This is a genomic window from Streptomyces sp. CC53, assembly GCF_001865245.1.
Taxonomy (GTDB): domain Bacteria; phylum Actinomycetota; class Actinomycetes; order Streptomycetales; family Streptomycetaceae; genus Streptomyces.
Genome location: NZ_MKXB01000141.1, coordinates 93,218 through 115,947 on the forward strand (window position 1 = coordinate 93,218; position 22,730 = coordinate 115,947).

Annotated in this window: 24 protein-coding genes; 10 read left to right on the forward strand and 14 right to left on the reverse strand. The window is 72.1% G+C overall.

Annotated features, from left to right (window positions below; all coding sequences use genetic code 11):
- The first annotated feature begins 303 nt into the window (after window positions 1-303).
- Together groL and BJP40_RS13815 are read left to right on the forward strand one after the other, a co-directional pair.
- Complete coding sequence (gene groL / locus BJP40_RS13810; protein WP_071269277.1) at window positions 304-1,926, forward strand: chaperonin GroEL; 1,623 nt, start codon at window positions 304-306, stop codon at window positions 1,924-1,926.
- A 652-nt stretch (window positions 1,927-2,578) separates the two neighbouring features.
- Window positions 2,579-4,030 carry a sodium:alanine symporter family protein gene (locus tag BJP40_RS13815; protein WP_071280617.1) on the forward strand — a complete coding sequence of 484 codons (1,452 nt, stop codon included), beginning with the start codon at window positions 2,579-2,581 and terminating at the stop codon, window positions 4,028-4,030.
- A gap of 155 nt (window positions 4,031-4,185) precedes the next feature.
- On the opposite strand, the gene BJP40_RS13820 is transcribed toward BJP40_RS13815, so the two are convergent.
- The 4 genes from BJP40_RS13820 to BJP40_RS13835 form a co-directional block, all read right to left on the reverse strand.
- Window positions 4,186-5,244: a hypothetical protein gene (locus BJP40_RS13820; RefSeq protein ID WP_071280618.1), complete on the reverse strand. Its 1,059-nt coding sequence runs from the start codon at window positions 5,242-5,244 to the stop codon at window positions 4,186-4,188.
- 353 nt (window positions 5,245-5,597) lie between these two features.
- The gene (locus tag BJP40_RS13825; RefSeq protein WP_071280619.1) at window positions 5,598-5,795 is read right to left on the reverse strand and encodes a DUF397 domain-containing protein; all 198 of its coding nucleotides are present in this window, start codon (window positions 5,793-5,795) and stop codon (window positions 5,598-5,600) included.
- Window positions 5,792-5,998, reverse strand: coding sequence for a DUF397 domain-containing protein (locus BJP40_RS13830; RefSeq protein ID WP_071280620.1), 207 nt, complete (start codon window positions 5,996-5,998; stop codon window positions 5,792-5,794). The genes BJP40_RS13825 and BJP40_RS13830 overlap by 4 nt, the downstream gene beginning before the upstream one ends.
- Entirely contained in the window at window positions 5,979-6,821 is an 843-nt protein-coding gene (locus BJP40_RS13835; RefSeq protein WP_071280621.1) for a helix-turn-helix transcriptional regulator, read from the reverse strand. The genes BJP40_RS13830 and BJP40_RS13835 overlap by 20 nt, the downstream gene beginning before the upstream one ends.
- A gap of 123 nt (window positions 6,822-6,944) precedes the next feature.
- Here BJP40_RS13835 and BJP40_RS34275 point away from each other — a divergent pair, with 123 nt between their 5' ends.
- The 4 genes from BJP40_RS34275 to BJP40_RS13855 all read left to right on the forward strand — a co-directional run bounded on the left by BJP40_RS34275 (window position 6,945) and on the right by BJP40_RS13855 (window position 9,136).
- Window positions 6,945-7,160, forward strand: coding sequence for a hypothetical protein (locus BJP40_RS34275; RefSeq protein WP_071280622.1), 216 nt, complete (start codon window positions 6,945-6,947; stop codon window positions 7,158-7,160).
- Complete coding sequence (locus BJP40_RS34280; protein ID WP_071268678.1) at window positions 7,157-7,375, forward strand: hypothetical protein; 219 nt, start codon at window positions 7,157-7,159, stop codon at window positions 7,373-7,375. The genes BJP40_RS34275 and BJP40_RS34280 overlap by 4 nt, the downstream gene beginning before the upstream one ends.
- A 365-nt stretch (window positions 7,376-7,740) precedes the next feature.
- Window positions 7,741-8,040, forward strand: a complete 300-nt coding sequence (locus BJP40_RS13850; protein ID WP_071268679.1) for a hypothetical protein — start codon at window positions 7,741-7,743, stop codon at window positions 8,038-8,040.
- Between the two features lie 97 nt (window positions 8,041-8,137).
- Window positions 8,138-9,136 carry an aldo/keto reductase gene (locus BJP40_RS13855; RefSeq protein ID WP_071280623.1) on the forward strand — a complete coding sequence of 333 codons (999 nt, stop codon included), beginning with the start codon at window positions 8,138-8,140 and terminating at the stop codon, window positions 9,134-9,136.
- Between the two features lie 426 nt (window positions 9,137-9,562).
- On the opposite strand, the gene thpR is transcribed toward BJP40_RS13855, so the two are convergent.
- The 9 genes from thpR to BJP40_RS13900 all read right to left on the reverse strand — a co-directional run bounded on the left by thpR (window position 9,563) and on the right by BJP40_RS13900 (window position 16,682).
- Window positions 9,563-10,129 (reverse strand): RNA 2',3'-cyclic phosphodiesterase, encoded by a 567-nt coding sequence (gene thpR, locus BJP40_RS13860; RefSeq protein ID WP_071280638.1) that lies wholly within the window; start codon window positions 10,127-10,129, stop codon window positions 9,563-9,565.
- 316 nt (window positions 10,130-10,445) lie between these two features.
- Window positions 10,446-12,029 carry an MFS transporter gene (locus BJP40_RS13865; protein WP_079171156.1) on the reverse strand — a complete coding sequence of 528 codons (1,584 nt, stop codon included), beginning with the start codon at window positions 12,027-12,029 and terminating at the stop codon, window positions 10,446-10,448.
- Between the two features lie 28 nt (window positions 12,030-12,057).
- On the reverse strand, window positions 12,058-12,513 hold the full coding sequence (locus BJP40_RS13870) for a MarR family winged helix-turn-helix transcriptional regulator (RefSeq protein WP_071267894.1): 456 nt from the start codon (window positions 12,511-12,513) through the stop codon (window positions 12,058-12,060).
- 73 nt (window positions 12,514-12,586) lie between these two features.
- On the reverse strand, window positions 12,587-13,279 hold the full coding sequence (locus tag BJP40_RS13875) for a contact-dependent growth inhibition system immunity protein (protein ID WP_071280624.1): 693 nt from the start codon (window positions 13,277-13,279) through the stop codon (window positions 12,587-12,589).
- Window positions 13,280-13,291: 12 nt separating this feature from the next.
- Window positions 13,292-13,591 carry an RNase A-like domain-containing protein gene (locus BJP40_RS13880; RefSeq protein ID WP_071267898.1) on the reverse strand — a complete coding sequence of 100 codons (300 nt, stop codon included), beginning with the start codon at window positions 13,589-13,591 and terminating at the stop codon, window positions 13,292-13,294.
- 13 nt (window positions 13,592-13,604) lie between these two features.
- Complete coding sequence (locus tag BJP40_RS13885; RefSeq protein ID WP_071280625.1) at window positions 13,605-14,156, reverse strand: hypothetical protein; 552 nt, start codon at window positions 14,154-14,156, stop codon at window positions 13,605-13,607.
- 60 nt (window positions 14,157-14,216) lie between these two features.
- Window positions 14,217-15,968, reverse strand: a complete 1,752-nt coding sequence (locus tag BJP40_RS13890) for an RNase A-like domain-containing protein (protein WP_177204379.1) — start codon at window positions 15,966-15,968, stop codon at window positions 14,217-14,219.
- Window positions 15,968-16,270 carry a WXG100 family type VII secretion target gene (locus BJP40_RS13895; protein WP_071267902.1) on the reverse strand — a complete coding sequence of 101 codons (303 nt, stop codon included), beginning with the start codon at window positions 16,268-16,270 and terminating at the stop codon, window positions 15,968-15,970. Before BJP40_RS13895 ends, BJP40_RS13890 begins: the two co-directional genes overlap by 1 nt.
- 19 nt (window positions 16,271-16,289) lie before the next feature.
- Window positions 16,290-16,682, reverse strand: coding sequence for a WXG100 family type VII secretion target (locus BJP40_RS13900; RefSeq protein WP_107407955.1), 393 nt, complete (start codon window positions 16,680-16,682; stop codon window positions 16,290-16,292).
- A 229-nt stretch (window positions 16,683-16,911) separates the two neighbouring features.
- Here BJP40_RS13900 and BJP40_RS13905 point away from each other — a divergent pair, with 229 nt between their 5' ends.
- Together BJP40_RS13905 and BJP40_RS13910 are read left to right on the forward strand one after the other, a co-directional pair.
- Window positions 16,912-17,493: a hypothetical protein gene (locus BJP40_RS13905; RefSeq protein WP_226962596.1), complete on the forward strand. Its 582-nt coding sequence runs from the start codon at window positions 16,912-16,914 to the stop codon at window positions 17,491-17,493.
- Window positions 17,494-17,718: 225 nt separating this feature from the next.
- A complete protein-coding gene (locus tag BJP40_RS13910) occupies window positions 17,719-17,883 on the forward strand; it encodes a ribbon-helix-helix protein, CopG family (protein WP_071274234.1) in 165 nt (54 codons plus the stop codon).
- A gap of 213 nt (window positions 17,884-18,096) precedes the next feature.
- On the opposite strand, the gene BJP40_RS13915 is transcribed toward BJP40_RS13910, so the two are convergent.
- Window positions 18,097-19,560, reverse strand: a complete 1,464-nt coding sequence (locus BJP40_RS13915; protein WP_071280627.1) for an NCS2 family permease — start codon at window positions 19,558-19,560, stop codon at window positions 18,097-18,099.
- Window positions 19,561-19,761: 201 nt separating this feature from the next.
- Here BJP40_RS13915 and BJP40_RS13920 point away from each other — a divergent pair, with 201 nt between their 5' ends.
- Both BJP40_RS13920 and BJP40_RS13925 read left to right on the forward strand, forming a co-directional pair.
- A complete protein-coding gene (locus BJP40_RS13920; RefSeq protein ID WP_071280628.1) occupies window positions 19,762-20,052 on the forward strand; it encodes a DUF2530 domain-containing protein in 291 nt (96 codons plus the stop codon).
- 195 nt (window positions 20,053-20,247) lie between these two features.
- A complete protein-coding gene (locus BJP40_RS13925) occupies window positions 20,248-22,677 on the forward strand; it encodes an HAD-IC family P-type ATPase (RefSeq protein ID WP_071280639.1) in 2,430 nt (809 codons plus the stop codon).
- Window positions 22,678-22,730: the final 53 nt, after the last annotated feature.

The following is a 22,730-nucleotide window of genomic DNA, read 5'->3' on the forward strand; positions in this document are numbered from 1 at the left end:
TGTGGGATGCGGGGCGCGGACGGTCCCCTGGGCTGCGGGGCGAGGGGGTCCGAAGGCCCCGTCTCGGCGTGAGGCGCTTGCACTCTCATAGGTCGAGTGCTAATCATTGGCGTTAGCACTCTACGAGCGAGAGTGACAACGGAGGACCTCGTCGGTGAGGCCCGCAGACCGGGTGGGGCAGGGATCCACACGGTGTGCAGGCCGTCCGTCGCGGGCACCAGCGCGGTCCCAGGCAATCCTTCCCCAAGCTCTCAACTGCGTTCGAGCAGGGGAGACCCCATAAGTCCGGGAGGACCACTTCACATGGCCAAGATCATCGCGTTCGACGAGGAGGCCCGGCGCGGCCTCGAGCGCGGGATGAACCAGCTCGCCGACGCCGTCAAGGTGACCCTGGGCCCCAAGGGCCGCAACGTCGTCCTTGAGAAGAAGTGGGGTGCCCCCACGATCACCAACGACGGTGTCTCCATCGCCAAGGAGATCGAGCTCGAGGACCCGTACGAGAAGATCGGCGCCGAGCTCGTCAAGGAGGTCGCGAAGAAGACGGACGACGTCGCCGGTGACGGTACGACCACCGCGACCGTCCTGGCCCAGGCTCTCGTCCGCGAGGGTCTGCGCAACGTCGCCGCCGGCGCCAACCCGATGGCTCTGAAGCGCGGCATCGAGAAGGCCGTCGAGGCCGTCTCCGGTGCGCTGCTGGAGCAGGCGAAGGACGTGGAGACCAAGGAGCAGATCGCCTCCACCGCGTCCATCTCCGCCGCCGACACCCAGATCGGCGAGCTGATCGCCGAGGCCATGGACAAGGTCGGCAAGGAAGGCGTCATCACCGTCGAGGAGAGCAACACCTTCGGTCTGGAGCTGGAGCTCACCGAGGGCATGCGCTTCGACAAGGGCTACATCTCGGCGTACTTCGCGACCGACATGGAGCGCATGGAGGCGGTCCTGGAGGACCCCTACATCCTCATCGTCAACTCCAAGGTCTCCGCGGTGAAGGACCTCCTCCCGCTGCTGGAGAAGGTCATGCAGTCGGGCAAGCCGCTGCTGATCATCGCCGAGGACGTCGAGGGCGAGGCCCTGTCCACGCTGGTCGTGAACAAGATCCGCGGCACCTTCAAGTCCGTCGCCGTCAAGGCCCCGGGCTTCGGTGACCGCCGCAAGGCCATGCTCGGCGACATCGCCATCCTCACCGGTGGCCAGGTCATCTCCGAGGAGGTCGGCCTCAAGCTGGAGAACGCCGGTCTGGACCTGCTGGGCCGCGCCCGCAAGGTCGTCATCACCAAGGACGAGACCACGATCGTCGACGGTGCCGGTGACAGCGACCAGGTCCAGGGCCGCGTCAACCAGATCCGCGCCGAGATCGAGAACTCGGACTCGGACTACGACCGCGAGAAGCTCCAGGAGCGCCTGGCGAAGCTGGCCGGCGGCGTGGCCGTCATCAAGGCCGGTGCCGCCACCGAGGTGGAGCTCAAGGAGCGCAAGCACCGCATCGAGGACGCGGTGCGCAACGCCAAGGCCGCCGTCGAGGAGGGCATCGTCGCCGGTGGTGGCGTGGCCCTGCTCCAGGCCGGCAGCGTCTTCGAGAAGCTGGAGCTGGACGGCGACGAGGCCACCGGTGCCGAGATCGTCCGCAAGGCCCTGGCCGCCCCGCTGACCCAGATCGCCGTCAACGCCGGCCTTGAGGGCGGCGTCGTGGTGGAGAAGGTCCGCAACCTCACCCCGGGTCACGGCCTGAACGCCGCGACCGGTGAGTACGTCGACCTGATCGCCGAGGGCATCATCGACCCGGCCAAGGTGACGCGCTCCGCGCTGCAGAACGCCGCGTCCATCGCGGGCCTGTTCCTCACCACCGAGGCCGTCGTCGCCGACAAGCCGGAGAAGGCCGCCGCGGGCGCGCCGGCCGGCATGCCGGGCGGTGACATGGACTTCTGATCCCCCGCGGATCGGACCCGTCCTGAACCGAGGGCGGCACCTTCCTCCCGGAAGGTGCCGCCCTCGTGCGTGCCCGGGCCGCGCGGGGCGCGGCGACGCGCTGCTGTCGGGAGGACCCGACGCGGAACCTGGCGCCGGGCCGCCTGGCGGGGCCGCGCGGGCCGCCGCACGGCAGGTGTGGGCCTGTGCCCTGCCGCCCACCGCCGAGTGGGGAGCCGCCCTCCGTGCCGACACACGGGACGCCGTGCCGGCGTACGGCGCCGCCTCGACGCAACGTAGGGCGCTGAGTCGACGCAGGATGCCGGGCCGGCGCGGGAGGCTGTGCCGACACAGGGGCTGTGCCGAGACAGGCACTGCGCCGAAGCAGGGCGCCGGGTCGCCGCAGGGCGCCGTGCGGGGCTGCCGAGCATGTGAGGGTTGCCGCGCAGGAGCCGCTCCGCAGGCAAGGGCCCCTGGACCGGCCGGTCGCCGGGGCGTGGGCCGGGGGCTCGCGAGGAGTGCGGGCGGCTGCTGCTCCTACCCCGTTTCGACGCGCCCCCCGTGTGACTTTTTACGTAATGCCTGGTTGACCGCCGTATGTCAGGATGTCCCGGGCCCTGGGCCACCCATGCCCCGAGCCCCGCTCCCCCGTAGTCACCCTGCAAGGAAGCACGTGGACAGCCTCGACTCCCTGATCGTCGACATCAACGACGTTTTCTGGACGTACCTGCTCATTCCCGTCGTCGTGCTCGCGGGGCTCTGGTTCACCCTGCGGTCCAAGGGTGTGCAACTGCGTCTGCTGCCGGAGATGTTCCGGGTGGTGCGGGAGCCCGCGCCGACGGCCGAGGGCGGCGCCAAGCCGGTCTCCTCCTTCGCCGCGTTCACCGTCTCCGCCGCGGCCCGCGTCGGCACCGGCAACATCGCGGGTGTCGCGGGCGCCATCACGCTGGGCGGCGCGGGTGCCGTGTTCTGGATGTGGGTCATGGCGCTGGTCGGCGCGGCGTCCGCGTTCGTCGAGTCGACGCTGGCGCAGCTGTACAAAGTGCGCAACGAGGACGGCACGTACCGCGGCGGCCCGGCGTACTACATGCGGCGCGCGCTCGGGAAGCCGTGGCTGGGCCTCCTCTTCGCGGTGACGATCACCGTGACGTTCGGGTTCGTCTTCAACGCCGTGCAGTCCAACACGATCATCGCCGTCGCGGGCGGGTCGCTGGGTGGCGCGGACTCCGAGTGGTTCGCCCCGGTCGTCGGCGCGGCCGTCGCGCTCCTGCTGGGCCTGGTGGTCTTCGGCGGCATCCACCGCATCGCCTCGGTGACGCAGTGGCTGGTCCCCGCCATGGCGATCGTCTACCTCGTGCTGGGCGCCGCGGTCGTGCTCCTCAACGTCAGCGACATCCCGCGGGTCCTCGCGGACATCGTCGGCGGCGCGTTCGGCTTCCGCGAGGTGGCGGGCGGCGCGGTCGGCGCGGCGATCCAGAACGGCATCCGCCGCGGCATGTTCTCGAACGAGGCGGGCCTGGGCTCCGCGCCCAACGCGGGCGCCACGGCGGAGGTGTCCCACCCGGTCAAGCAGGGCCTGGTGCAGGCGCTGGGCGTCTTCTTCGACACGCTGCTGATCTGCACGATGACGGCGTTCATCATCCTGACGACGAACCCGGCGCTGTCGGGCCGCCAGGGTGCCGACCTGACGCAGTCCGCGCTCCAGTCCAGCCTGGGCGGCTGGGCGGGCCACGTCCTCACCGCGGTCGTCTTCATGCTGTGCTTCTCGACGCTGATCGGGAACTACTACTACGGCGAGTCGAACATCGAGTACATGACGGACAAGCGCTGGGTCCTGCCCGCGTACCGCGTGCTGGTGCTGGCGACGGTCTTCCTCGGCGCGCTGGGCACGGTCAGCGTGGTGTGGAACCTCGCGGACGTCTTCATGGGCCTCATGGCGCTGATCAACCTGCTGGCGATCGTCCCGCTGTCCGTGATCGCCTTCCGCCTCATGGACGACTACCAGAAGCAGCGGCGGGCCGGTCTGGACCCGGTGTTCACCAAGGACCGCATGCCGGACCTGGTCCAGGTCGAGTGCTGGGACGCCCGCCCGGCGGACGTCCCGGTCCGGGAACGCGTGGGCTGACGGCACCTGTCGTACCCCGTCCGGGGGCGGCGCACCGGAACGATCCGGGGCGCCGCCCCCGGGCGTTCGGGCGGCGGGCGCAGTCGGTGGGCGCCCCTGCGCGCGGCACGGTGCGGGCCTTGCGGGGTGCCAGGCGCGAAGGGTGCGGCGCCGGGTCAGGTGCGGCACGCTTCGGGGCCCTGCGGCCGCGCGACCGCCGCACCCGCTGCCGCTTCACCGGCAGCGGCCGCGCCGACAGCCCCCCGGCCGCGGGCCGCCGCTCCGGCTCTCGCCCCACGGACCCCCGTCCCACCGGTATCCGTCCCACCGGTATCCGCCCCACCGGTATCCGTCCCACCGGTATCCGTCCCACCGGTATCAGCCCCACCGGCATCCGCCGTGCGGGCCGCTGCCGCGCGGGCCTCCGCGGCACGGGCGCGGACCTGGGCCGGGTCCAGGGGCGACGGGCGCGGGTCGGGGCCCGCTTCGCCCCGGCAGGCGGGACAGTCGCCCTCCCGCAGGACTTCGGCGGGCACGGGCCGCCCGCAAGTGGAGCACTCCAGTCTGCGGGCGCTGCGGCGGGAGGACGGCGGCGGGGCGAAGGGCGGCGCGGGCGGCAGCTTGTCGACCAGCCGCCTGCGGACGAGTCCCGCAGGGTGGTGCACGGGCATCGGCAGCCCGGTCGTGAGGGCGTGCAGGAGCTGCTGCTCGGAGGCGCCGCGCACGAACCACTCCTCCACCAGCGGCACCATTCCGGTGCACTCGCCTGCCGACAGCGACAGCACGGGCGCCTCGCGGCCGAGCGCCGCCAGCAGGATGTGGGCGCGCGTGCGGGTGGCCCGTACGCGCTCCTCGGGCACGTCGCCGTTGCGGAAGGCCGTCCACCAGGCGTCGTCGCGCGGGGTGCGGGTCCACCAGGTGCGCGTCACCCACAGCTGGCCGCCCTGCGCGGACTCGACCTGCTCGCCGCCGCGCCGCAGGTGTCCCGCCCTGGTGATGCGGCCCAGGGAGGTGGCGACGGCGCGCTGCCCGTAGGGGAGGACCTGGGCGAGCGTCTTGATGGAGATGTCGGCGCCGTCGTCGAGGCGGTCGATGTAGGCGGCGATGGCCGCGTCCCGGGGGACGAGGTGCCGGAAGTCGTCCTCGGAGCGGGGGTGTTGGGCGGGGGCGCTCCGCTTGCCGTAACCGGGGTTGGCGCGCGGGTGCGGGGTCGCACTAGGGTGACGGTCAGCCATCGATCGGAAGCTCTCATTTCTGATCTGATCGGTCAGGCCCCCTCTGGCGTGGCATCGCCGTGGGGGCCGACTTGTGTCATCAGTCGGGTGGTCGGAACACCGGGCACGCTAGTCCGTGGCAACTGACCGTGGCAAATCGCTTGCGCACGGTCACCAGTTCGGGCGGGTGGGTGGGCTTCTCCTGACCCTTGAACCATTCCACTGTTAAGAGCGCTCGCATCTCGGGGTTTGAGACCCGGGCGCTGACCAGGGGCTTCGGCGGCGGAAACCGAAGGGCGCGAGGTACGTGTCGGCGTCGGTGGCGGGTCGCGCCTGCGGCCCCCGCCTGAGGCGGAGCCGGGGATTTCGGAGTGTCAGGCCGCTTTCACGTGCGCCACGAAGACGTTCCAGGGGTCCGCCCGGAACGCGAGTTCCGGGCCGTCGGGGGCCTTGGAGTCTCGTACGGGGGCCATGCCGGGGTGGCCGTCGGCGACTTCGGGGCGGTCGCCTCCACTGCCGCCGCTGTGGCTGGACTTGCGCCACTCAAGGCTGCTGGCCTCTGTGGGCGTCATCCGCGTGCCGAACGCCAGGCCGCTTTCACGTGCGCCACGAAGACGTCCCAGGGGTCCGCCCGGAACGCGAGCTCCGGGCCGTCCGGGGCCTTGGAGTCTCGTACGGGGACCATGCCGGGGTGGCCGTCAGCGACTTCGAGGCAGTTCCCCCCGCTGCCACCGCTGTAGCTGGACTTGCGCCACTCAAGGCTGCTGGTCTCCATGGGCGTAATCCTCTGCCACCGATTCGATCAGGACCAGGGAATCCCCGAGCGGCAAAGCGCCGGCCCCCAGCAGTTCGTAGGTCAGTTCATGCCGTCTGACCGCCTCCTCGTCGTCGTCGAGACGCCCGGAGCTCAGGCCCTCCGTGTAGGCGAGCGGGGTGGCGTCGTCGAAGTACATCAGCTTCAGGGCGCCCTCCAAGGCGGCGTGCGCGCCCGCCCGGAAGGGCAGCACCTGCACGATGATGCGGTGGCTGCGGATGAGGGCGGCGATGTGCCGCAGCGCCTCCGCCATCACCTCCGGCCCGCCGACCGGGCGCCGCAGCACCGCCTCGTCGAGGATCGCCCAGAACAACGGCTTTGTCGGATCGTCGAGCAGCTTCGTCCGGGCCATCCGGTCGTCCACGCTCTGGTCGATCACCTGCTCGGGCGCCGTCGGAGCGTACGCGCGGAACACCGCCTTCGCGTACGCGCGGGTCTGGATCAACCCCGGGATCAGCAGCGGCGTGTACTCCTTGATGGCCGTCGCGAGGGCCTCCGCGGCCGCCGCCGCGGCGAAGTGGTCCGGATACGGGGACTTCTGCGAGGCGTCGCAGTTGCGCTCGAAGAAACCGTGCGTCTTCAGCTCCTGGTCCAATCGGACCGCCATGCGAGGGTGCATGCGGCGGGTCCCCGACTCCAGCTGCCCGATGAAGGAACCGCTGACGAACAGCGGTCTCCCCAGGGCCTCCTGGCTGAGTCCGGCCTTCTCGCGCGCGTGGCGGAGCTCGGAGCCGAGCAGGGCCCGGGGCGAGGCGGACGCATCCAGACGCTTCGGAGCGGGCATGGTGCAACTCCCGTTAGCCAGTTGGGGTTGTTGGGATGCCGACTCCGTTCAGGCTAGCCACGCAGCGGCCACGCTGTGTGTGGAACACCCATACTCAGCGTGTGTACCAGGAGGTGCGTGGACATGATCGGGCGAGGCAAGGAACGCCTGGAGACCGCGGAGGACGCGGTCGAGAAGCTGCGGGGCGAACTCCTGCACGTGGGGGTGGTGCTGCCGTCGCTGGGCCTGGACCCGGTGACCGCCGCAGGGGACGCGCCGTACCCGCTCGTGGAGCTCGGGCGGTGCAATCTGGACACGGCGGCCCGACTGGCGGCGGCCCTGGAGGGGGCGCGCCGATGAGCCCGGACCCGGCGGCACCGGTCGGGGCGTACGTCCTGGACGGGCGCGACGGACGGGTGGGCCAGGTGACGGGCCACGAGGGCGGCCGGGTGCAGCTGCGCCCGGCGGGCGGCGGCCGCGCATGGGACTGCCCGCCGCACGAACTCGCCCCGGCACCGCCCCTGCTGGTCCTGAGCGCCCGCGTCCGCGCGCTCAACCGGGAGAGCCTCCGCTGAGACGGCGGGCCCGCGACCGCGGGTCGCCGGGTTGCGGGGAGGGCCGTGCGAGGGACGGCCCTGCGCCCGAGGGGCGGTCGAGCACCGAGGCTGGGACCTGCCCCCGAGGAGTGATTCCGCACCCCCGCAGTGCCCGGTCGACGCGGGGAGCGATCCCGCGTCCGGGGGACGGGTGGGCTGCCGGATGCGCAGGGGCCGCCGTCGGTCCCGGCCGGGTGCACGGCCCGCCGGGAGGCGCGCGGCCGGGCGGCCCCGTTCCGCGGCGGATGCACCGTGATGGCCGATCCGGGTGGCGGGCCGGGGGCACCGGCCGCACGGTGGCAGAGGGACCCGTCCGGGCCACCGAGCGACAAGGAGCACGTGCGATGCGGATGATGCTGCGCGCCACGATGGACACCGCCCTCGCGAACGAGCAGGTCCGCAGCGGCCAGGTCGAGAGCATGTTGCGCCAGATGATGGAGCAGCTCCAGCCGGAGGCGGCCTACTTCGTCGCCGAGGAGGGGCGGCGGGCCGCGGTCGTCGTCTTCGACATGCAGGACCCCTCGCAGGTCCCGGTCGTGTGCGAGCCGCTGTTCCTGACGGTCGGCGCCGAGGTCACCCTCCAGCCCTGCATGGACATGGAAGACCTCAGGCGCGGTCTCGCCGTCCTGGCCGGCCGGCCGTAGCCGGGCGGGACCACGCGGCGCGCATGCCGTCCGTACGGGGCCGGCCGGCGTCCCGCGCCCTTGCTTCGAGCGCGCTCCAACGCGTTGGCTTGGGTGTATGAAGTACACGCAGCTCGGACGCACCGGACTCAAGGTCAGCCGCCTCGTCCTCGGCACGATGAACTTCGGCCCCCAGACGGACGAGGCCGGCAGCCACGCCATCATGGACGCCGCGCTCGACGCGGGCATCAACCTGTTCGACACGGCCAATGTCTATGGCTGGGGCGAGAACAAGGGCCGCACCGAGGAGATCATCGGCTCCTGGTTCGCGGGGAGCAGCGAGCGGCGCGACAAGGTGGTGCTCGCCACCAAGGTGTACGCGTCGATGCACCGCGACGGGGAGACCTGGCCCAACCACGACAAGCTGTCCGCCGTGAACATCCGCCGCGCAGTCGACGCCAGCCTGCGTCGACTGCGGACGGACTACATCGACGTCTACCAGTTCCACCACATCGACCGGGACACGCCCTTCGAGGAGATCTGGCAGGCGATCGACGTCCTGATCCAGCAGGGCAAGATCCTCTACGCCGGCTCCAGCAACTTCCCCGGCTACAAGATCGCCCAGGCCAACGAGGCCGCCGCCCGCCGCGGCATGGTCGGCCTGGTCAGCGAGCAGTGTCTGTACAACCTCGTGGAGCGGCGCGCCGAGATGGAGGTCATCCCGGCCGCGCAGGACTACGGCCTCGGGGTCATCCCGTGGTCCCCGCTGCACGGCGGGCTGCTGGGCGGGGCCCTGCGCAAGGAGCGGGAGGGCTCGGCGGGGCCGCGCTCCGGCGGCGGGCGGGCGGCGGAGGCGCTCGCGGACCCCGAGACGCGCCGCAGGCTCCAGGCGTACGAGGACCTGCTCGACAAGCACGGGCTCCAGCCCGGAGAGGTCGCCCTGGCGTGGCTGCTGACGCGGCCCGGTGTGACCGGCCCCATCGTCGGGCCGCGCGTCGCGGACCAGCTCGACTCCGCGCTGCGGGCCGTCGAGCTGGAGCTGGGCGAGGAGGTGCTGGCCGAGCTGGACGCGATCTTCCCCGGGCCGGGGCCGTCGCCGGAGGCGTTCGCCTGGTAGGGCCGCGCGGGCGGGCCGGGGGCGGCCGGGGTCAGCCCAGGGCCGCCGCCACCGCGATGATCGCGAACATCAGCACGAGCACACCGGCCATGATCCGGTTTCGGGTCTTCGGGTCCACCCTTCGAGGTTAACCCGCCCGCCACGGGAACGGCCCCGCCCCTCGGGTCCGAGGGGCGGGGCCGTCGCGACCCCCAGGACACCGCCGGATGCGGTGCCGCCGACCGGCGGTGTGCGCCGGCCGGGACCGCCGCACGGCTACGGGCCCCCGCGGGTCGGTGCCGTCGTACCGGACGGTGAGTCAGCCCGCCCGGAGACGCAGCCCACCGCACGGCCCGTGCCGAGGGGGGCGGGCGCCCGGGGAGTGCGGCGCCTGGGCGCGGTGTGGGCCGGGCTGCGCCCGCCGTGCTGGGGTCGCCGTGCGGCGGTTCAGTGCGTGCCGAGGGGCCAGGCGCCCACCGTCTCGTAGCGGGGGCGGTCGCCGGGGACCCCCGACGTGGGGAGGTTGCTGTGCACCAGGACGAGTTCCGTGACCTCCCAGCGCCGGCCCTTGAACCGCTCCAGCTCGGCCACGAAGGGCCGCAGGTCCGTGTCCGTCCGGCTGCGGGCGAGCGTCAGGTGCGCCTGGTAGCGGCGGTGCTCCTCCATGATGACGCCCGAGTGCCGGGCGGCCGCGTCGGCGCGCTCCGCCAGCAGCCGCAGGTCGTCCAGGCCGCCCGCCGCCCCGGCCCACAGTGCCCTGCGGCCGAACCGCCCGCCCCCGTGGACGCGCAGGGGGAACCGTCCCGTGCGGCGTGCCGCCCGTGCCATGCGCGCGGACAGCTCCGGCAGTACGCCCTCGTCCACCTCGCCCATGAACGCGAGGGTGTAGTGCCAGCCGGACCGTCCCGTCCAGCGCAGATCGTCGGCGCCGGGGCGGGCGCGCAACTCCTCCACGAGGTCGGCCAGTTCGTCGATCGCACCCTGCGGCGGCAGCACGGCTGCGAATAGCCTCATGCTCCCGAGTCTGGCACGCCGGACGGCCCCGGGGGACTGCCGGGAACGCGCCACGTCAGGCGGGGTCGGCCGCGTCCCGCCCGACTCCCGTACGTCGTCCGGGCCGGCCGCCCGCCCGTACGTCCGGGTGCGCCGCGGAGCTGCGCGCCTCCGCGTGCGCTCGGCCTCCGTCCCGTCCGCCGGATGCATGCCCGCGGGCCGCAGGTCCGCGGGGCCTGCGGTCGGGGGGCTTCGGTCGGGTGCCCGCGCGGGAGGGGCCGTCCGCGGGCCGGAGGCCGGGCGGACCGGCCGCAGGGGTGCCCGCGGCCGGTTCCGGTCAGGCGGCGGGGGCGAGCTCGCGGGGGCGGCCGGATGCCTGCGCCCCCGCCAGGGCCGCCGCCCGCGGGACGACCCGCAGGTGCGGGCGGCGCTCACCGCCGCGGCGCTCCACCCGGAGCCGTACGCCCGTCGCCCGGGCCAGGAACAGGGCGATCACCACCGCGGCCACCAGCGAGACCGCGCCGCCCGTCGCGAAGCCGACACGGGCGCCGTACGCGTCGGTGATCCAGCCCAGCAGCGGCGCGCCGATGGGCGTGCCGCCCGCGAAGACCATCATGTAGAGGCTCATCACCCGGCCGCGCATCACGGGGTCGGTGGCGAGCTGCACGAACGAGTTCGCGGTGACGTTCACGGTCAGGCCGACCATGCCGATCGGCACCAGGAACGCCGCGAACAGCCAGAACGACGGGCTCAGCGCCGCAGCGATCTCCAGGACGCCGAAGGCCACGCCGGCAGCGGCGAGCATCCGCAGCCGGGACGTTCCGCGCCGCGCCGCGAGCAGCGCGCCGACCAGGGAGCCGAGCGCCATCAGCGTGTTGAGCAGCCCGTACGTGCCGGGGCCGACGTGGAAGACGTCGTCCGCGAAGGCGGTCAGCCAGATCGGGAAGTTGAAGCCGAAGGTGCCGACGAAGCCGACGAGGGCGATCGGCCAGATCAGCTCGGGGCGGCCCGCGACGTACCGCAGTCCTTCGCGGAGCTGGCCCTTGCCTCGCGGGGCCCGCTCCACCGGGTGGAGTTCGGCGGGCCGCATCAGGAGGACGGCGGCGATCGGGGCGAGGAAGGACAGGCCGTTGACGAGGAACGCCCATCCGCTGCCGACCGAGGCGATGAGGAGGCCCGCGACGGCGGGGCCGACCAGGCGGGCGGACTGGGAGTTCGCCGAGTTCAGGCTGACGGCGTTGCGCAGCTGGTCGGGGCCGACCATCTCGGAGACGAAGGACTGGCGGCTCGGGTTGTCGACCACGGTGACCATGCCGAGGAGCAGGGCGACCAGGTAGACGTGCCAGACCTGGACGTGCCCCGAGAGCGTGAGCGCGGCGAGGGTGAGCCCGCACAGGCCGAGGGCGCCCTGCGTCAGCAGGAGCAGGTTCCGCTTCGGGTACCGGTCGGCGATGACGCCGCCGTACAGGCCGAAGAGCAGCAGCGGAAGGAACTGCAGCGCGGTCGTGATGCCGACGGCCGCCGCGGAGCCGGTGAGGCTGAGGACCAGCCAGTCCTGGGTGATGCGGGCCATCCAGGTGCCGGTGTTCGACACGATGGCGCCGGTGAAGAAGAGGCGGTAGTTGCGCGTCCTGAGGGACGAGAACGTCCCGCCGGTGCGGTGCGTCCCCGGGCCGGAGGTGCCGCCGGACGCGGGGGTGCCGTGTGCTCCGGGTGTGCCGTGGGAGGCAGGGGCGCTTGGTGCTCCGCGGGTGCCGCCGGAGGCGGGCGTGGAGGTGGGTGCGCCGGGTGCGGCGCGAGTGGCGCCGGGTGCGGAGGTGCCGCGAGTGGCACCGGTGGCGGGGGTGCCGGTGGTGGTGTGCGGTGTGTCGTCGTCGGGATGGTGTCCGGGGGCGGAGTCTGCTCCGGTTCCCGTACTCAAAGGGGTTCGCCTCCTCGGCTCGGTTCTCCTACAGGTGCGCGAGCTTCTCCAGTACCGGAGCGGCTGCGCGCAGCCTGGCCCACTCGTCCTCGTCCAGACCCTCGGCCAGGGCCGCCAGCCAGGCGTTCCGCTTGCGGCGGGACTCCTCAAGCATGGCGTCGGCCAGCTCGGTCCTGCTGACCACCTTCTGCCGGCGGTCGTCGGGGTGCGGCTCCAGCCGGACCAGGCCCTTGGCCTCCAGCAGCGCGACGATGCGGGTCATCGACGGCGGCTGCACGTGCTCCTTGCGGGCCAGCTCCCCGGGGGTGGCCGAGCCGCAGCGGGCCAGGGTGCCCAGGACCGACATCTCGGTGGGACTGAGCGACTCGTCGACGCGCTGGTGCTTCAGGCGCCGGGACAGCCGCATCACCGAGGAGCGGAGCGCGTTGACGGCGGCGGCGTTGGCAGCGGCCTCGGCGTCGTCGCCGTAGGACAGGTCAGGCATGGTCTTTAGCGTAACTCATTACTCTGCCTAAAGACCAGTCGGATGATCCGACCGCAGGGGAGTGCGGCGAAGGTCACTCCCCGGGGCGCTCCGGAAGGCCGTACTCCCCCCGCGGCCCCGCGAGCCGCCCCGCCACCTGCTCCAGCCAGGCGCCCGGTGTGTGGGGGGCGGGCGGGTCGACCTCCATGCCGAGCTCCGCGAGGGCGAGCGCGCACTCGGCGTCGTCGAGGTCCAGCGCGAGCAGTTCGTGCACCTCGCCCACGACTCGGGCCACCAGCCCGGGGTCCGTGGACTGCGCGTAGTCCCGCAGTGCTGCTTCGTGGCCGGCGAACTCGTCGGGCATGTCCTGGGAGAACCAGCCACCGAGGAGCTGAGCCAGCTCGGGGAAGCGCGCGCGCCACTCCCAGTGGGTGCGTGGCGCAGACGGAGGCGGCACCAGGCCGTCTTCGACGGACCGCTTGATGTGGTCGGCCACGAGGAGCAGCCACGGCTGGATCTCCGCATCGGACAGTCCCACGTCCGGTACCGGGTAGAACTCGCCGAGGCGCAGCCGGAGCCGGCCCGGCGGGTTGCGGGCGTACTCGCGGACCTGCTGCTCGGCGCTGCCCAGGGCCCAGGGGCGGGTGTGCCAGGTGTGCCGCAGGTACGCCCGGAGCGCCTCGCCGGGCGCCTCCTCGGTGTCGTCGGCGAGCCGGCCGACGTACGCGGTGATCACCTGGTCCAGCTCGCCGTAGCGGTGGTCGAATTCCAGCGGCTTCATCGGCACGGCGGCGTGTTCCTAGAGGTAGACGGGGAAGGTGGCGTGGACGACGAATCCGTGGGGGCTCGCCGGATCGCGGCGCAGCACGACCCGGGCGGCCCGCACGTCCACGGGTTCCCGCCCGGCGAGCATCATCGCCTGGAGCAGCACCCGGCCGACCGGCTCCTCACGGGACGGCCAGGCGGCCTCGATCGTCAGACGCTGCCGCGTCCCCTGGGCGAGCCAGCGGTGGATCGCCTGCTCGTTGCGGGTGACGACGCGCTGGGTGGCCCACTGGGCGGTCTCGCGGTCGGGGTAGGTGGAACTGCGGGTGCGCATGATGCAGCCTTCGTCAGATGGGGTTGAACGACCAGAAGACGCCGACCTCCGTGGCGGAGACGACGACCACTCCGAAGTCGCCCACGAAGTCGGTGAGGGGTGCCCACCCGGGGACTCCCTCGCTCAGATCCGGAGTCGTGGTCGTCCTGGCGGCGGTGACGTTCGTGTAGCAGGAGATCCGGTCGCCATACCTACTCAGGACGGTGCGGGCGTCGCCGCGCGCCTGTTGGGGCTCTTCCTCGGGTGGGCGCATCCACTCGTACACCATCAGTACCAGCAGCCCTTCCGCGCTGTCCGGCGTGACGGGGTTGAGGCGTTTGGCCAAGGCGTCCGGGGACAGAGCGAGGAAGGGGTAGAACGGGCCGTGCTCGATCCGTTCCTCGCTGTATCTGTCCCCGTCGAGAACCGTCCACCCGCGCGGGTCCTGCGCCTCGCGGCGCATCACAGCCAGGGCGTCATCCCGCCAGGTCTGGTGCGTGCGCGGGCCGGTGGCCGCGAAGACGTACACGTCGTCCAGGAGACGCACGACGGCGGTCTCCCACGCGGCGCGGGTCACTGTGTCCATGATCTCGTTCCAGGCATGATCGGTCGTCGGTGAGGGAACCCGGGCGGCGCCGGGCGGTGGTCAGCGCGCAGGCATGGAGGTGATCACGACGAATGGGGGATCGAGGGTCGAATCGTACTTCAGCCGGGTGTCGACGTTCTTGACGTCGACGGGCCTGGCCGCCATCCCGCTCTCCTTGAAGCCTGTCGTCGGGTCGCTCGGGTCGTACGGCTGCTTCGTGACGCTCGTCCCCGTGACCTCACCGTTCGGACCCGGTCCGACGAACTTCCTCACGTCGCCCTCGGCCGGTGGTGGCGGGCCCTCCAGCCATGCCTTGATCTCGGAGGAGTGCTGGTCGATGTTGTGCTGCGTGTACTTCTGTGCACTCGGCAGGTCTGCGAAGGTGGAGGCCGCCCCGACAGTGGGCTTGCCATGAGGCCAGCTGGCCGTGGCCGGGTCGCCCTGGTCGCGCAGGCGCTGGGCCAGTTGCTCCGGGGTCTTGCCCACGTGCTTGTCGAGGGTGTGGCCGTTGTTCATCCACTCGGACGCCGCCAGGTCGACCTTGTAGACACCGTTCGCGGCATCCGCGGGGTCGGTCCACTGGTGTTCCTTGCGGAACTCGTTCAGGGCCCGCCGTCCGAACGCCTCGGCGCGTGCCTCCTGGGCCTCGAACTTGGGGGCGCTGCGCCTGGCCTCCTCCAGCGGTCCGACGAGCGCGTCCATCTGCGGCACAAGGGCGTTCACCCGCCGGTTGTACTCGTTGACGATCGCGTTGAGCCGCGGGGTGTCGATGTTGAGCACGATGCCCGCACCGAGCTGGGCCGCGCCCTTGACCACGCTCTTCGCCACACCCTTGACGAGCCCCTTGAGGTCGTCCATGCCGACGCCGTCCTTGAGGTCCACCTCGATCTTGGGCACCGCGTCCCGGATCGCGTCGGTGTAGACCTCCCAGACCTCGCCGTTGATGTAGACGGCCGCCTCCGCGAAGTCGCGGAGGAGGTTACCCACCTTCTCCGCGGTGTCGAAGAGCACCGCCATGACCGGGTGGCTGGACGTCTGCGCCGAGCCGGAGTCGTGCTTCCACTCATAGCCCTGCCGCGATCTGCCCCACGCGGTCGTGCCCCACAACGAGCTGCAGAACTGACGCATGGCGGTGTGCCACTCGCTGTTGCTCTGCTGCGTGATGCTGTCGACGTAGCCCGTCAGTGCGCTCTCGGCCATGGACAGCGGCGCGGTCATGCCGAGCCACGCCTGGTGGAGGGCGTAGAGGTAGTGCTGCTGGGGATAGGGGTAGACCTCGGCGACCTTCCCCATGCGGAAGGCGTGCTTCACCACGGGCCGTAGGACCTCTCGGACCGGCTCGGGCACCCACTCCAGCAGCGAACGAAGGAAGTCGTCGCCTCCGTCGTCGTCGCCCCACTTGATGTGGGGCACCGAGCCGTAGTTCGGCGGCGTCTCGATGACCTTCGGCAGGGGCTGCGTGAGGGCCTTCGTCTTGCCCGTCGGGTCGTTGGCCGCCTCCGCCTTGGCGTAGGTGTTGGCCGTCGAGGTGAAGCCGACGGCGGCCCCGCCGATACTGACGACGCTCTTGGCCCAGGTTTCGAGGTAGAGGTTGCCCACCTTGACGTACGAGGCGGCGAACGCCTCGGGGGCGGTGCCGTAGCCCCCTGCGTCGGGGTACTCCCGCAGTTTGTCCAGGAGGTCCTTGGCGCCCCGGTCCATGGGCGTCTGCTGCGCGGCGATCCCCTGGGACACGCGGTACAGGTCGGACGGCTTGACGTCGAACGTGCCGCTCTGGCCGCCGGATTGCGGCCCGGGGACGGGGCCGGCCATCAGTGGCCGCCCCAACCCTGGAGCACCGCCCTGTGCGCGGCCGCGTAGTTGGTGCTGCCCGTGGTCACGACCTCGTGCAGCCATGCCTGGGCCGCTTCCAGGTCCTGTGCGGACCTGTCCCACTTGTCGAGCTCGTCGACGAAGACCTCCCGGGCCTCGCCCTCCCACGTCAGCACGAGTTTCGCGACGCGGCCGTAGAGTGCGTCCAGTGATTCGTTCAGCTTCTTGAGGACGTCCTCAAGGTCCCCGGCCAGCCTGTGCAGGCCGGCGAGGTCGACGGATATCCGCTCGTCGTCCGACATGTTCTCCCCCGTTCCCGTCTCAGACGTCGGTGAGCCTGCTCCGCGGCGCGGCAGGCGCATCCGGGTGCGGAGTGGAGAGCCTGTCCGCCTCGGCATCCACGTCCACCTCCGCCTGGACCCTCCTGAAGCTCTCCATGACCTCCAGGTCCTGCTCCGAGAAGCCGTCCCTGCTCAAGCGCACGGCCTGTTCGAGCCGCTGCATGACCAGGCGGATCCGCACGGCCTCCTCGGCGGTGTCCCGGTGCAGTTTCCGGTACGCCCTCGCGGCAGGACCGCGCCAGCCGGCCTCGATGCTGTCGACGATCGCGTCCATGCGTCTGACCTGCTTGTCGAGGTGCTCCTGCATGGCGCCGAGGTCGTCGGCGAGCGCGGTGAGCTTGTCACTCTTCGCCTTGAGTGTGGGCTGCTCCATGCCTCTCCCGCTCAACACTGGTCAACTTGGCGCCAATCCGGGCTACTTCCGTCACAATAGCGAATGCGGGTGTGGAGGGGGCGCGCGAGAAGGCCGTGGTCGTCGCGGTGGATTGGCCTTCGGGGTCGGGAGCCTGGTCGGCTCGCGGTAGCGTCAGGAACGGTCAACTTCTGTCAGTCGCTGAGGAACCGTCATGTCCCGTCCCTGCCTACCGCCTCCGCCTCCGCCTGTGCATCTGCGCACCTGGCCCGGCCGGGACGCCCTGGTGGCGGACCGGGCCAGGGCGCTCGCCGTGCTCGCCCAGCGCGGGCTGGGGTTCGGGCGGCTGGTGCTGCTGTGGCTGCTGGGCGGCACGGCGGCCCTGGGCTGGGTGCTGCTCACCCTCCCCCTCCAGGGGCTCGGCCCGCAGGGCGACAGGATGATGCTGATGATGGCGCCGGTCCTCGCGCCCCTGGGGCTGGGGGCACTCGTCACCGCGGTGCTCCTGGTGATGCGCGGCGCACGGCGCGACCGCGAGGTGTACCAGCGCATGGGGGAGTGGCGCGCGCTGGACCGCGACCCCGCGGCGGACGCGCGCCTGCGCGCTCCCGGGCGCAGCCTCGCCTGGCTGTTGCTGTCCCTCGTCCCCTGCGTGCTGGGCCTCTGGGCGTCCTTCGGGTCGGCCGCCGCGGCCCGTACGGTCCAGGACGCCGTGCTGGGCATGGGCGCCGGGGTCTTCCTGTGGGTGACGGGGCTGCTGGGGGCCGCGAAGGCGTTCCGGCACCGGCGGTGGGTGCTGGGGAACGCGTCCGGCCGCTCTGGTCACTCGTAGGAGTGACAATCCTACGAAAAGCCTCCCGCGGGCGAAGAGCGTCCCGCGACCCTGTCGGGCATGGAGCTCGCGGGGACGTCAGGAACGTCAGCATCGGCAGGTACGACGGGGGCGACGGAGACCGCAGGGGCCACTGCGGCGGCAGGGGCGGTGGGGCCGTCGGGCTCGGTGGCCAGGGGAGCGGCAGGGGCGGGGCCGGCCGGGTCGACGGTGCTGAGCCTGCGGATGGACGAGGGGCTCCTCGACCGGGTCAGGCAGCACGCCGCCAGAAGCGGGATGAGCGTCCAGGACTACGTGGTCCGCACGCTCGTCCGCGCGGACTTCGACGAGCGCTTCAGCGCGGCCGTCGACGAGACGCAGAAATTCTACGGGGCGACGCGCCCCACGTGAGGCGCGCAGCCGTGGCCGGTGTGAGCCGGCACCACGCGGCCGGCGCGGGGTCCCGTGCCGGTGGCGAGGACGACCCCGGGTCCCCGTCGGGCGCGACACGGCCCGGTCGGGCCCCGGCCCGAAGCCGTTCCGCCCCGGACCTCGCGTGGGGCCCGGGGCGGAACATCGCGGCGGGGGCCCGGGTGGGACCCTCGGTCGGCGTCGCGGCGCGGTCTACGTGAGGCCCAGCGCCGGCATCGCGTAGAAGAAGACGAACACCGCCGACACGACGTACATCGCGACCGGCACCTCCCGGCCCCGCCCCGCGGCGAGCCGCAGCACGCTGAACGCGATGAAGCCGATCCCGATGCCGTTGGTGATCGAGTACGTGAAGGGCATCATCACCATCGCCAGGAACGCCGGGACGGCGATCGTGAAGTCGCTCCAGTCGATGTCCTTGATCGATCCGGCCAGGATCAGGAAGCCGACCGCGACCAGCGCGGGGGTGGCCGCCTGGGACGGCACCATCGTGGCGAGCGGGGTCAGGAACAGGGCGACGGCGAAGAGGCCGCCCGTGACGACCGACGCCAGGCCCGTGCGGGCGCCCTCGCCGACGCCTGCGGTCGACTCGACGTAGCAGGTGGTGGCGGAGGACGAGGTGGCACCACCGGTGGCGACGGCCAGGCCGTCCACCAGCAGCACCTTGTTGATGCCCGGGAAATCGCCCTTCTCGTCGACCAGCTCGGCCTCGTCGCCGACGCCGAGGATCGTGCCCATCGCGTCGAAGAAGCAGGACAGCAGGACGGTGAAGACGAACAGGGAGCCGGTGAGCAGGCCCACCTTGCCGAAGCCGCCGAAGAGGCTGACCTGCCCCAGCAGCCCGAAGTCGGGCGTCGAGAACGGGTTGCCGGGCCACTCCGGCGTGGTGAGCCCCCAGGACGGGACGTCGGCGAGGGCGTGCACCGCCATCGCGGCGACCGTCATCACGACGATGGAGATGAGGATCGCGCCGGGCACCCTGCGGATCAGCAGGGCGAGGGTGAGCAGCGTGCCGACGGCGAAGACCAGGACGGGCCAGCCGTTCAGGTGCCCGTCGGAGCCGAGCTGGAGCGGCACGGTGGTGTGGGCGGCGTCCGGGATGCGCGAGACGAAGCCGGAGTCCACCAGGCCGATCAGCATGATGAAGAGGCCGATGCCGATGGCTATGCCCTTGCGCAGGCCGAGGGGCACGGCGTTCATGACGCGCTCGCGCAGTCCGGTGGCCACGAGGAGCATCACGACGAAGCCCGCGAGGACCACCATGCCCATGGCGTCCGGCCAGGACATGTTCGGGGCGAGCTGGAGCGCGACGACCGTGTTGACGCCGAGGCCGGCGGCGAGGGCGATGGGGACGTTGCCGATGACGCCCATGAGGAGCGTCGTGAACGCGGCGCTGAGGACGGTGGCCGTGACCAGCTCGCCGCCGTCCAGCTGGTTCCCGTACATGTCCTCGGCGCTGCCGAGGATGATCGGGTTCAGCACGATGATGTAGGCCATCGCGAAGAAGGTGGCGAAGCCGCCGCGGACCTCACGGCCGACAGTGGAACCGCGCTCGGAGATCCTGAAGAACCTGTCCAGGGAGCCGGAGCCGCCGCCGGTGCCCGCGGGCGGCTGCGGCTGCTCGGGGGTGACCGGCGGCGCGGTGACCGAGGAGGGCATGCGGAACCTCGTGGTGCTGGGGGGTGGGGGTGGTGCGGTGCCGGCGGAGCGCTCTCTTTGTGCTTTCGCACGAGCGAAGCGACGTACCGGCAAACCGGTTCAGTATGAATGTATGAACACATGATCGCTATCTCCGCGCGTAGAACCGGTGTGCGGGCAGTGGTCGCGGCCTGCGGCCGGCCGCCGCATACGATGGGCCGCATGGCGAAGTGGACCCCGCGGCACGAGGCGCCGGAACCCCTGGAGGGACCGGTCGTCGCCACCATCACCGGCGGCACGATCCTGTGGTTCGCCCTGTTCCTGGTGCAGGTCCCCTTCTACGGCTGGTTCGCCGACCGCGGCTGGGAGAACTGGGTCTGGACCTGTCTCGCCGGCGGCGCCCTCGGCCTGCTCGGCATCTGGTACGTCCGCAAGCGCGACGCCGCCATCAAGCGGTCCCGGGCGGCGGCCCGCCCCGACGGCGGCCACCCGGCGACCGGCCCCGAGGCGTAGCCGCGCCACCTGGCACCGAGGCGTGGCCGCGCCAACCGGCACTGACGCGAGGCCGCGCCACCCGGAGGCGGCGCGGCGCGCTGCAAGCCGTTGAGGGCGTCCCGTAGGGCCGTGGGGGGAGGCGGGTCCTACCAGGGTCGGATCTTCGCGGTGTTCGAGGGGTGCGGCCCGCCGTCCCGCCGTACCGTCGGAACCATGACGCAGTGGGCGGGTATCGACGACGACAGAGCCGCGGACGGGCCGGACCGGAGCGGCGGGCCGGGGGCGCCGCCCGGCTACCGGCCGGGCGGGCTGACCACCGCGGAGGTGGCCGAGCGGGTCGCGCGGGGCGAGGTCAACGACGTACCCGTCCGGTCCTCGCGCTCCACGACCGACATCATCCGCGGCAACGTCCTCACCCGCTTCAACGCCATCATCGGCGTCCTCTGGGTGATCATGCTGGTCGTCGCGCCGATCCAGGACAGCCTCTTCGGCTTCGTCATCGTCGCCAACACCGGCATCGGCATCATCCAGGAGCTCCGCGCGAAGAAGACCCTCGACGGGCTCGCCGTCATCGGGGAGGCCAAGCCGACCGTCCGCAGGGACGGGGCGCCCACCGAGGTGTCCACCTCGGACATCGTGCTCGGCGACCTCATCGAGCTCGGCCCCGGCGACAAGGTCGTCGTCGACGGGACCGTCGCGGAGTCCGACAGCCTCGAAGTCGACGAGTCGCTGCTCACCGGCGAGGCCGACCCCGTCCTCAAGCACCCCGGCGACACCGTCATGTCCGGATCCTTCGTCGTCGCCGGAGGCGGCGCCTTCACCGCCACCAAGGTCGGCCGCGAGGCCTACGCCGCCCAGCTCGCGGAGGAGGCGTCCCGCTTCACGCTCGTCCACTCCGAGCTGCGCTCCGGCATCTCCACCATCCTCAAGTACGTCACCTGGATGATGGTCCCCACCGCCATCGCCCTCGTCATCAGCCAGCTCGTCGTCAAGGAAGCCGACATCAGGAACTCCGTCGCGCGGACGGTGGGCGGCATCGTGCCCATGATCCCCGAGGGCCTGGTGCTGCTGACCTCCGTCGCCTTCGCGATCGGGGTCATCCGACTCGGCCGGCAGCAGTGCCTCGTGCAGGAACTGCCCGCGATCGAGGGCCTCGCCCGCGTCGACGTCGTCTGCCTCGACAAGACCGGCACCCTCACCGAAGGCGGCATGGACGTGACGGGGCTGCGCCTCCTCAACGGCGCGGACGAGGCGTACGCGCGGAAGGTCCTCGGCGCCCTCGGCGAAGCGGACCCGCGGCCCAACGCCTCCCTCCAGGCCATCGTCGACGCCTACCCCGACAGCGACGACTGGCGCTGCACCGAGGCGCTGCCCTTCTCGTCCGCCCGCAAGTACAGCGGCGCCGCCTTCAGCGAGGACGACGGCCAGCGCAGCGCCTGGCTCCTCGGCGCCCCCGACGTGCTGCTGCCCGAAGGGGACCCCGCCCTCGCCGAGACCGAGGACCTCAACCAGCAGGGGCTGCGCGTGCTGCTCCTGGCGCAGGCAGACCCGGACGGCGACCTCGACGACCCCGACACCGCGCGCAAGGCGCGGGCCTACGCCCTCGTCGTCCTCGAACAGCGGCTGCGCCCCGACGCCGCCGACACCCTCGCCTACTTCGCGGAGCAGGACGTCGACGCGAAGGTCATCTCCGGGGACAACGCCGTCTCGGTCGGTGCCGTCGCCGCCAAGCTCGGCATGCCCGGAGCCGACCGCACCGTCGACGCCCGCCGCCTCCCCGAGAGCCGCGACGCGATGGCCCGCGAACTGGAGGGCGGCGTCGTCTTCGGCCGCGTCACCCCGCAGCAGAAGCGCGACATGGTCGGCGCGCTCCAGTCCCGCGGCCACACCGTCGCCATGACCGGCGACGGCGTCAACGACGTGCTGGCCCTGAAGGACGCCGACATCGGGGTCTCGATGGGCAGCGGCTCCGAGGCCACCCGGGCCGTCGCGCAGATCGTGCTGCTCAACAACAGCTTCGCCACCCTGCCGTCCGTCGTCGCCGAGGGCCGCCGGGTCATCGGCAACATCACGCGGGTCGCCACGCTGTTCCTGACGAAGACGGTCTACTCGGTGCTGCTGGCGATCCTGGTGGTCGCCTTCCAGATGGAGTACCCGTTCCTGCCGCGCCACCTCACGCTGCTGTCCACGCTCACCATCGGTGTGCCCGCGTTCTTCCTGGCGCTCGCCCCGAACAAGGAACGCGCCCGGCCCCACTTCGTGCGCCGCGTCATGCGGTACGCGATCCCCGCCGGGCTCATCGCCGCCGCGGCCACGTTCACCACGTACACCGTCGCCGGGCACCACTACAGCGGGCCCGGCGCGCTCGACGCCGAGACCAGCGCGGCCACGGTGACGCTGTTCCTCGTCTCCCTGTGGGTGCTGGCGATCGTCGCCCGGCCGTACACGTGGTGGAGGATCGCCCTCGTCGCGGCGATGGGCAGCGGCTTCCTGCTGGTGCTGATCGTGCCCTGGCTCCAGGACTTCTTCGCGCTGAAACTGGTGGGCACGACCATGCCGTGGGCCGCCGTCGGCATCGCCGCGGCCGCCGCCGTGCTGCTGGAGGCGACCTGGCGGTGGGTGGGCCGCCGCTTCCCGGCGTAACCCCGCGCCCGACCGGCCCGGCCCGCCGCCTCCTGCGGGCCCACCGCCTGTGC

What these genes read in the sequence shown, in the direction of transcription:
- groL (WP_071269277.1), top strand. Translation starts at nt 304, where the DNA reads ATGGCCAAGATCATCGCGTTCGACGAGGAGGCCCGGCGCGGCCTCGAG.
- BJP40_RS13820 (WP_071280618.1), bottom strand. Translation starts at nt 5,244, where the DNA reads ATGGCTGACCGTCACCCTAGTGCGACCCCGCACCCGCGCGCCAACCCC.
- BJP40_RS13825 (WP_071280619.1), bottom strand. Translation starts at nt 5,795, where the DNA reads ATGACGCCCACAGAGGCCAGCAGCCTTGAGTGGCGCAAGTCCAGCCAC.
- BJP40_RS13830 (WP_071280620.1), bottom strand. Translation starts at nt 5,998, where the DNA reads ATGGAGACCAGCAGCCTTGAGTGGCGCAAGTCCAGCTACAGCGGTGGC.
- BJP40_RS13835 (WP_071280621.1), bottom strand. Translation starts at nt 6,821, where the DNA reads ATGCCCGCTCCGAAGCGTCTGGATGCGTCCGCCTCGCCCCGGGCCCTG.
- BJP40_RS34275 (WP_071280622.1), top strand. Translation starts at nt 6,945, where the DNA reads ATGATCGGGCGAGGCAAGGAACGCCTGGAGACCGCGGAGGACGCGGTC.
- BJP40_RS34280 (WP_071268678.1), top strand. Translation starts at nt 7,157, where the DNA reads ATGAGCCCGGACCCGGCGGCACCGGTCGGGGCGTACGTCCTGGACGGG.
- BJP40_RS13850 (WP_071268679.1), top strand. Translation starts at nt 7,741, where the DNA reads ATGCGGATGATGCTGCGCGCCACGATGGACACCGCCCTCGCGAACGAG.
- BJP40_RS13855 (WP_071280623.1), top strand. Translation starts at nt 8,138, where the DNA reads ATGAAGTACACGCAGCTCGGACGCACCGGACTCAAGGTCAGCCGCCTC.
- thpR (WP_071280638.1), bottom strand. Translation starts at nt 10,129, where the DNA reads ATGAGGCTATTCGCAGCCGTGCTGCCGCCGCAGGGTGCGATCGACGAA.
- BJP40_RS13870 (WP_071267894.1), bottom strand. Translation starts at nt 12,513, where the DNA reads ATGCCTGACCTGTCCTACGGCGACGACGCCGAGGCCGCTGCCAACGCC.
- BJP40_RS13880 (WP_071267898.1), bottom strand. Translation starts at nt 13,591, where the DNA reads ATGCGCACCCGCAGTTCCACCTACCCCGACCGCGAGACCGCCCAGTGG.
- BJP40_RS13885 (WP_071280625.1), bottom strand. Translation starts at nt 14,156, where the DNA reads ATGGACACAGTGACCCGCGCCGCGTGGGAGACCGCCGTCGTGCGTCTC.
- BJP40_RS13890 (WP_177204379.1), bottom strand. Translation starts at nt 15,968, where the DNA reads ATGGCCGGCCCCGTCCCCGGGCCGCAATCCGGCGGCCAGAGCGGCACG.
- BJP40_RS13895 (WP_071267902.1), bottom strand. Translation starts at nt 16,270, where the DNA reads ATGTCGGACGACGAGCGGATATCCGTCGACCTCGCCGGCCTGCACAGG.
- BJP40_RS13900 (WP_107407955.1), bottom strand. Translation starts at nt 16,682, where the DNA reads ATGGAGCAGCCCACACTCAAGGCGAAGAGTGACAAGCTCACCGCGCTC.
- BJP40_RS13910 (WP_071274234.1), top strand. Translation starts at nt 17,719, where the DNA reads ATGGACGAGGGGCTCCTCGACCGGGTCAGGCAGCACGCCGCCAGAAGC.
- BJP40_RS13915 (WP_071280627.1), bottom strand. Translation starts at nt 19,560, where the DNA reads ATGCCCTCCTCGGTCACCGCGCCGCCGGTCACCCCCGAGCAGCCGCAG.
- BJP40_RS13920 (WP_071280628.1), top strand. Translation starts at nt 19,762, where the DNA reads ATGGCGAAGTGGACCCCGCGGCACGAGGCGCCGGAACCCCTGGAGGGA.
- BJP40_RS13925 (WP_071280639.1), top strand. Translation starts at nt 20,248, where the DNA reads ATGACGCAGTGGGCGGGTATCGACGACGACAGAGCCGCGGACGGGCCG.